Origin of the sequence: Mesorhizobium sp. M4A.F.Ca.ET.090.04.2.1, from assembly GCF_003999085.1 — a bacterium.
In the GTDB taxonomy this organism is placed as follows: Bacteria; Pseudomonadota; Alphaproteobacteria; order Rhizobiales; family Rhizobiaceae; genus Mesorhizobium.
Window position 1 is genome coordinate 1 of record NZ_RZOT01000316.1, and the last position, 6,991, is coordinate 6,991.

Here is a 6,991-nt window from a genome sequence, read left to right on the forward strand (position 1 = left end):
CTGGTTGAGGTCGACGATGCGTCGGTGCGCCTGTCGCTGGAACAGGCGCACCGACGCATCGTCGACCTCAACCAGGGCATGATCTCGGCGCGCGCCATCGACGCCGAGCAGAAGGCGCAGCGACGCCTCAACCGTTCCATCGGCCGGACGGCCAGCCTCAACGAGGCAGAGGCGCTGCTCGCCCGCATCCGGGAGCGCGGCGACCCGTTCGAGGAAGCCAGCATCCTCGACGAGATCGATGCCGGCCTCAGCCAGGAAGCCATCCGCGGCAAGCTGGAGGAGGCAGGCCACGGCCCCTCGACCAAGGTCCGGGCACAGGACGTGCTCGAGCGCCTGAAATCCACGCACTGATCCACGAAACCTACCTCACCAACCAAAGGGACAACGACAATGAACGCCAATCAGACCTACATCATGTTCAACACCATCTCGGTCGGCATCGCCTATTTCATGCTTGGCCTGTCGCTGTGGCTCGCTCCGGTCGACCTGTCGACCAAGGGCTATTGGGGCATGGGCGTGCTCTTGCTCACCGGCAGCCTGGTCAACCTCGTCAAATACCGCACCGACGAGCGCGTCGCCGCCGAGACGACTGCCAAGATCGAAAAGGCGCGCAACGAAAAGCTGATCAGCGAATATGTCGGCAAGGAATGACCGCCGGCAGGCACGTCCCAGATACGTGCGGCTCCAGCAACGAAAAAAGCCCGGATCTTCCGGGCTTTTTTTTGCGTGGGTTGCTGGCGGCTTCAGCGGCGCGACAGCGCTTCAAGCGCCGCGGCGGCATCTTCCAGGATGCTCATCGCCTGCGCCTGCTTGTCTTCCGGCGCATCGACGATTTCGCTGAGCGCCGCGCGCAGCCGGTGGCGCACGGCACGGAACGCATCGCGCTTTTCGTGGCGCCCGCGATGCCGGCCGCCCTCCTCGCCGTCGTCGTTCCAGCCGAACCAGTCGCGCGCCTTGGCCATCTTGCGGCCGAAGCGTTCGAGATGGTCGAGCACGTGGTCGATCATCTCGCGGTTCTCGTCGAGATGCGCCTGTCCGGCCTCGGTGATCGAGAACACCTTCTTGTTGCCCTCCGCCGAGGAGATGGCATAGCCCGCCTCTTCCAGGAAGGTCAGCGTCGGATAGACCACGCCCGGGCTTGGGCTGTAGATGCCGCTGGTGCGCTCCTCCAGCGCCTTGATGATGTCGTAGCCGTGGCGCGGCGCCTCGGCCAGCAGCGACAGCGTGATCAGCTTGAGATCGCCGTCGGCCAGCATGCGCCCGGCGCGGAACATGTCGCCCGGGCCGCCGCGGCCGCCGCCGCGCATGCCCGCCCCGAACGGACCGAAACCGCCGCCGCGACCGCCGAACTTGCCGGCCATATGCAGGAAAGCGCGCTCGGCGCGCTCGCCGAAAGGATGATGTCTGTGCATGGATTGCTCCTTGAGTTATGTCTTACGATATATCTCAATTAGGCCCGCCGTTTCCTCGAGTCAAGATATATCTTACGATGTATCTGAAAATGGCGCCAGCGGGATTGATTTCGCAAAAGCTCGCCGCTAAAAGGCGCGCGAGGGTCGACGACCGCTCCGTAAGCGTCTGACGTCAAACAACGCATCCATCCCCGGTCGTTCCGGGCAATTGCGCCGCAAGCGGCCAACGGATGCCTATGCGCTCGACCGGACACCTCAGGGAAAATCCCAATGACCACGACCCGCAAGCGCGGCAGATTGCCCGCGCGCTATGCCGCTGTTCTCACTCCGCTGGTGCTGTCGCTGTTGATGACCTTCATCGTCTCGTTCATCTCGACGCTGAAGAGCCTTGGGCTTCAGCCGGGCCTGCCGGCCGTCTGGCTGACGGCCTGGGGCCTCTCCTGGCTGGTGGCGTTTCCGACGCTGCTCATGGTTCTGCCGGTGGTGCGCCGCATCGTCGGCTGGCTGTGCGACCCCGCCTCCAGATAGCCGGCAAGGCCCGGACCGGATCCGGGCCTCCCCTCATCGGCGAGCCCTTCGTCTACCAGCGGCCCTTGCGCCGGTTCCAGACGTAGAGAAGATCGGCGAAGCGATCGTAGGCAAGACGTGTCAGCGGCAGGAGGACGGGGTTGCCGAGCAGCGCCGCCAGCCAGCCCTCGCCCGGCGTTCTCCGCCACACCGCGATCGCGACGTCGGCGCCGACCAGCAGCCTGCCCTCCGCGTCGGTGGCATGCAGGCGGCGGCGGATATCCTCCAGCGAGGCGCCGTATCCGGCAAGCGCCGACGGCTCGAGATTGATGTCACGGAACTTGATCCGGCCCGCCTTGACCGCCTCGACCAGTCGCCGCTTCTGCCTGCTGATGCCGGCATCGCAGACCGGGCAGCGCGTGTTGTACCAGACGGTGAGCGATGGCTTGGACATGTCGAGGCGCGACCTCCCGCACGATCCGGCAATGCCCCAGTGCATGTCGCCCAAAAGTGCGCAGCGGTTTTGGGACATCGACATGCATAAGACAACAGCCTAAGCCGCGCCGTGTGAACCGCTCGGGCACGCCGCGCTTGAACATGCGGTGAGGACTAGCCCGGATTCACCCGGGCCGCGATTCATCCCAGTGAGGTAATGATCTCGCGATAGGCGAATTCCGGGAATGCCTTCAGGGTTCGCGTCCTTACACTGCCGCCCACCGCCAGCATCAGCGCGAAGCGCGCGAGCACCGCATCGTCCGGCGCCTCGACGACGGCCACCATGTCGCATTCGCCCATGGTCAGGTAGAACGCCTTGAACGATCCACCCATGTCGCCCAGCTGCTTCTTGGCGGCGTCGAGCCGCTTCGGTGACTCGCGCACATTTCTGGCACCCTGCTCGGTCCAGTTGAGCAGCATGATGTAAGTCGTCATGGCACACCTCCTCCGGCGCCACGGAGCACGGCGTTAAGGTCGCGGACCTTCCACCGGGGCGGGCATCCGGTTTGTCGCCCGGAAAACGCATCCGACGTGGAAATTATCCGCCTGAAAGACCGAGGCGGCAAGAGCCTGCCGCTGGGCCGCCATCGTCCATGTCTCCACGAAAAAAGGGCGCCAAAGGCGCCCTTTCGAAGATATGTCCAAGCCGGTATCAGCTATCCAGGAAGCTCCGCAGTTTTCTGCTCCGGCTCGGGTGCTTGAGCTTGCGCAGCGCCTTGGCTTCGATCTGGCGGATGCGCTCGCGGGTGACCGAGAACTGCTGGCCGACCTCTTCCAGCGTGTGGTCGGTGTTCATGCCGATGCCGAAGCGCATGCGCAGCACACGTTCCTCGCGCGGCGTCAGCGAGGCGAGCACGCGGGTCGTCGTCTCGCGCAGATTGGCCTGGATCGCCGCATCGATCGGCAGGATCGCCATCTTGTCCTCGATGAAGTCGCCGAGATGCGAATCCTCCTCGTCGCCCACGGGCGTTTCGAGCGAGATCGGCTCCTTGGCGATCTTCAGCACCTTGCGCACCTTTTCCAGCGGCATGGCGAGCTTCTCGGCCAGTTCCTCCGGCGTCGGCTCGCGGCCGATCTCGTGCAGCATCTGGCGCGAGGTGCGCACGATCTTGTTGATCGTCTCGATCATGTGCACCGGAATGCGAATGGTGCGCGCCTGGTCGGCGATCGAGCGGGTGATGGCCTGCCGGATCCACCATGTCGCGTAGGTCGAGAACTTGTAGCCGCGGCGGTATTCGAACTTATCGACCGCCTTCATCAGGCCGATATTGCCTTCCTGGATCAGGTCGAGGAACTGCAGGCCGCGGTTGGTGTATTTCTTGGCGATGGAGATGACGAGGCGAAGGTTCGCCTCGACCATTTCCTTCTTGGCGATGGCGGCTTCCCGCTCACCCTTCTGCACCTGGTTGACGATCTTGCGGAATTCCAAGATCGAGATCGCCGTTTCGGTGGCGAGGTTCTGGATCTCGGCGCGCAGGTCCTTGATCGCGTCCTTCTCGTTCTTGGTGAATTCCTTCCAGCCGCGCGAGGTCAGGTTGGCGATCGAGCGCGTCCAGTTCGGGTCGAGCTCGGAGCCCTGGTACTCCTTGAGGAATTCCTCGCGGCGCACGCCATAGCTCTCGGCGAGCCTCAGCAGCTTGCCTTCGTTCTGCACCAGCCGCTTGTTGATGTCGTAGAGCTGCTCGACGAGCGCCTCGATGCGCGCCGTGTTGAGCGACAGCGACTTCACCGCCTTGATCAGCTGGTCCTTCAACTCCTTCAGCCGGCGGTCCTGGCTTGGCGACAGCGTGCCGGCGGCGGCCAGTCTGTTCTCGACCTGCTGGTCCTGCAGCTTGCGGAGCTTCTTGTAGGTGTCGGCGATGACGTCGAGCGTCTCCATCACCTGCGGACGCAGTTCCGCTTCCATCGCCGCCAGCGACAGGCTCGCCTCGTCCTCGTCGTCCTCGTCCTCTTCCAGCCCGCGGGTGTCGGCGCCGACATTGGTGATGTCGTCCTCTTCTTCGCGCGCGGCGGCGCGGCCGCGCGGCTTTTCCTCGGCCTTGGGGGCTTCCTCGATCCGCTCGACCACCGGCGCCTGCTTGGCTTCCGGCCCGGCATAGGTGGCTTCCAGGTCGATGATCTCGCGCAGCAGGATCTTCGATTCGTTGAGCTCGTCGCGCCAGATGATGATGGCCTGGAAGGTCAGCGGGCTTTCGCACAGGCCCGCGATCATCGTCTCGCGGCCGGCCTCGATGCGCTTGGCGATGGCGATTTCGCCCTCGCGCGACAGAAGCTCGACCGAGCCCATCTCGCGCAGATACATCCGCACCGGATCGTCGGTGCGATCGGTCGGCTCCTTCTTGGTGGTCGTGGTGGCGACCGCCGTGCCGGTCTGCTCGGCGAGCTCATTGGCATCTTCCTCGGCGTCGGCGCCAGAGTCGCCGCCTTCGGGTTCCTCGCCCTGCTCGTCGTCCTCGACGACGTTGATGCCCATGTCGGAAAGCATCGCCATCGTGTCCTCGATCTGCTCGGAGGTCACTTCCTCCGAAGGCAGCACCGAGTTCAGCTCGTCCATCGTGACGTAGCCGCGCTTCTTGGCGGCCTTGATCATCTTCTTGACAGCATCATCGGAAAGGTCGAGCAGAGGGCCATCAGTGGCGCCTTCACGTTCGGTCTCGACCTCTTCCTTTTCCTTTGTCGCCATTCTTTGTCGTCTCCAAGCGGCTTTCTAGCGAAGCCGCGTAAGCTGCAGTGCCGGTCAAATCGGATGCGCTCGCACCAGAACGCTCTTCACCGGGCCAGTAACCGCATCTCTCGTTAAGTCCAGATTAACCCTGATATCTGTGGCAGGCCTTTTGCCCGTCCAGTGACCAGTACCCGGCATCGCTCAATTTTCCCGTCGACGCCTGGCACGGGTTAATATTTCGAATCGTCCTGATTCCGCCATTCTGCCAGAAGGTCAAGCGCCTCTCGCATGATTCGCATGAAAAAAGCGAATCAATTACCCGACTTAGAGGCGTCGATTCGACGCGGGGACATTTCCATTTCGCTCCCTGGACGAGGTTGGACCCTATACGCGTCCAACCCTGCCCGAGGACACGCCGAACCCTTCGATCAGCGCTTCCGTTGCCTGCACATCGTTGAATTGCGCCTGAATCTCGACCAGATGCCGGAAATTTTCGTCCGATGGATCCGCGTCGAGCGCTGCCTGCGCCTGTTTCAGTTCTCTATGTAAGGTGCGCGCGCTGCGCTGCAAGTGCAGCGCCTGGTTGAAGGCATCGCGGGCATCCTCGAGCGCGGCGGTCTCCAGCGCCGGCCATTGCCTGGCGCGCTTGATCAGCGCCACCGCGCGCTCCCAAACCTCGCCGCAGCCAGCACGCTCGATCGTCGCGATCACGGCGCCGCGATCATTGGCCATGTCATGCGCCATGGCATCGAGGATGGCGGCATGCAGCCGCCTCAGATCGCTGTTGGCAAGGTCGAGGAATTCGACGTGAGCGAAATTCTCGTCGATCAGCGCCGGATGGTTGATCAGCGCCACGATGATCGTCGCCTCGCGCACCGACATGCCCTCGCCGCGCTTGACCAGCGCCGACTGGCCGAGGCTCTCGGTGATCGCGATGCGGCCGCCGCCACCCTTGGCGAATTGTCCGCCGGGTGCCGCAGCCTTGCCCTGGCCGCGCTCGCCCGGTCGACCGCCATCATGACGGCCCTGCCGCGGGCCGCGCTGCGAGCCGAAGAAGCTCAGCACCCTCTCGCGCATCTCCTGTTGATAGTGATAGCGCAGGCTCTCGTCGCGGATGCGACTGGTCAACTCGCGCAACGTCTTTTCGAGTTCCGCCCGCCGCTCGGGGGTGTCAAAGACGCCGCCCGCCGTCTCGCGCATCCATAAAAGGTCGACCAGCGGCCGCGCGTCGGCGAGCACGGCGCGGAAAGCGTCCGGCCCCTCGGCCTTGACCAGATCGTCGGGATCCTTTCCTTCCGGCAGCAGCGCAAAGCGCGCCGAGCGACCAGGTTGGACGGCCGGCAGCGCCATATCCGCGGCCCGCCACGCCGCCTTCAGCCCGGCCTTGTCGCCGTCGAAGCAGAGCACCGGCTCCGGCGCCATGCGCCACAGAAGCTCCAGCTGGTTTTCGGTGAGCGCTGTGCCGAGCGGCGCCACGGCGTTCTCGAAGCCGGCCTGCGCCAGCGCGATCACGTCCATATAGCCTTCGACCGCGATGACGGTGCCGCCCTTGGCGAGAGCCTTGCGGGCGCGGGCGAAATTGTAGAGCACGTTGCCCTTGTGGAAGAGCTCGGTGTCCGGCGAGTTCATGTATTTGGCGAGCGCATCGGGCGCCAGCGCCCGGCCGCCGAAGGCAATGATCTTGCCGCGCGAGTCCGGGATCGGGAACATGATGCGGTCGCGGAACCAGTCATAGGAGACCGGAATGTCGTCGCCATGCCGCACCAGCCCACAGGCCTCGATGTCGGCCTTCGGCACGCCCTTGGCGGCAAGATGTTCCTTGAGCGCATTGCGGCTGTCCGGCGCATAACCCAGCCGAAACGACTGCTGTGTCGCCGAGGTCAGACCACGCTCCCTCAGATAGGCGCGGGCC

At 64.3% G+C, this 6,991-nt stretch carries 7 protein-coding genes and 1 pseudogene; 3 read left to right on the top strand and 5 right to left on the bottom strand.

Annotated features, from left to right (window positions below; genetic code table 11):
• Positions 1–351 (top strand): annotated as a pseudogene (locus tag EN781_RS21045) (PspA/IM30 family protein); the annotation flags it as partial.
• A 39-nt stretch (positions 352–390) separates the two neighbouring features.
• The gene (locus tag EN781_RS21050) at positions 391–651 is read left to right on the top strand and encodes a YiaA/YiaB family inner membrane protein (RefSeq protein WP_126058794.1); all 261 of its coding nucleotides are present in this window, start codon (positions 391–393) and stop codon (positions 649–651) included.
• Between the two features lie 92 nt (positions 652–743).
• On the opposite strand, the gene EN781_RS21055 is transcribed toward EN781_RS21050, so the two are convergent.
• Positions 744–1,412, bottom strand: coding sequence for a PadR family transcriptional regulator (locus EN781_RS21055; RefSeq protein ID WP_126058793.1), 669 nt, complete (start codon positions 1,410–1,412; stop codon positions 744–746).
• A gap of 270 nt (positions 1,413–1,682) precedes the next feature.
• Between EN781_RS21055 and EN781_RS21060 the strand changes: the two genes are divergently transcribed.
• Positions 1,683–1,940, top strand: coding sequence for a DUF2798 domain-containing protein (locus EN781_RS21060; RefSeq protein WP_126058792.1), 258 nt, complete (start codon positions 1,683–1,685; stop codon positions 1,938–1,940).
• A 52-nt stretch (positions 1,941–1,992) separates the two neighbouring features.
• Here the strand turns inward: EN781_RS21060 and EN781_RS21065 are convergent, their stop codons facing one another.
• The 4 genes from EN781_RS21065 to dnaG form a co-directional block, all read right to left on the bottom strand.
• On the bottom strand, positions 1,993–2,373 hold the full coding sequence (locus EN781_RS21065; RefSeq protein WP_126058791.1) for a DCC1-like thiol-disulfide oxidoreductase family protein: 381 nt from the start codon (positions 2,371–2,373) through the stop codon (positions 1,993–1,995).
• A 182-nt stretch (positions 2,374–2,555) separates the two neighbouring features.
• A complete protein-coding gene (locus EN781_RS21070; protein ID WP_126058790.1) occupies positions 2,556–2,849 on the bottom strand; it encodes a GYD domain-containing protein in 294 nt (97 codons plus the stop codon).
• Between the two features lie 217 nt (positions 2,850–3,066).
• A complete protein-coding gene (rpoD, locus tag EN781_RS21075) occupies positions 3,067–5,097 on the bottom strand; it encodes an RNA polymerase sigma factor RpoD (protein WP_126058789.1) in 2,031 nt (676 codons plus the stop codon).
• A 366-nt stretch (positions 5,098–5,463) separates the two neighbouring features.
• Positions 5,464–6,991 (bottom strand): DNA primase (dnaG, locus tag EN781_RS21080; protein WP_127400295.1); only part of this gene is annotated, 1,528 nt, incomplete at its 5' end.

Bases quoted from the DNA above. Each gene is read 5' to 3' on its own strand.
- EN781_RS21050 (WP_126058794.1), top strand. From the start codon at position 391: ATGAACGCCAATCAGACCTACATCATGTTCAACACCATCTCGGTCGGC.
- EN781_RS21055 (WP_126058793.1), bottom strand. From the start codon at position 1,412: ATGCACAGACATCATCCTTTCGGCGAGCGCGCCGAGCGCGCTTTCCTG.
- EN781_RS21060 (WP_126058792.1), top strand. From the start codon at position 1,683: ATGACCACGACCCGCAAGCGCGGCAGATTGCCCGCGCGCTATGCCGCT.
- EN781_RS21065 (WP_126058791.1), bottom strand. From the start codon at position 2,373: ATGTCCAAGCCATCGCTCACCGTCTGGTACAACACGCGCTGCCCGGTC.
- EN781_RS21070 (WP_126058790.1), bottom strand. From the start codon at position 2,849: ATGACGACTTACATCATGCTGCTCAACTGGACCGAGCAGGGTGCCAGA.
- rpoD (WP_126058789.1), bottom strand. From the start codon at position 5,097: ATGGCGACAAAGGAAAAGGAAGAGGTCGAGACCGAACGTGAAGGCGCC.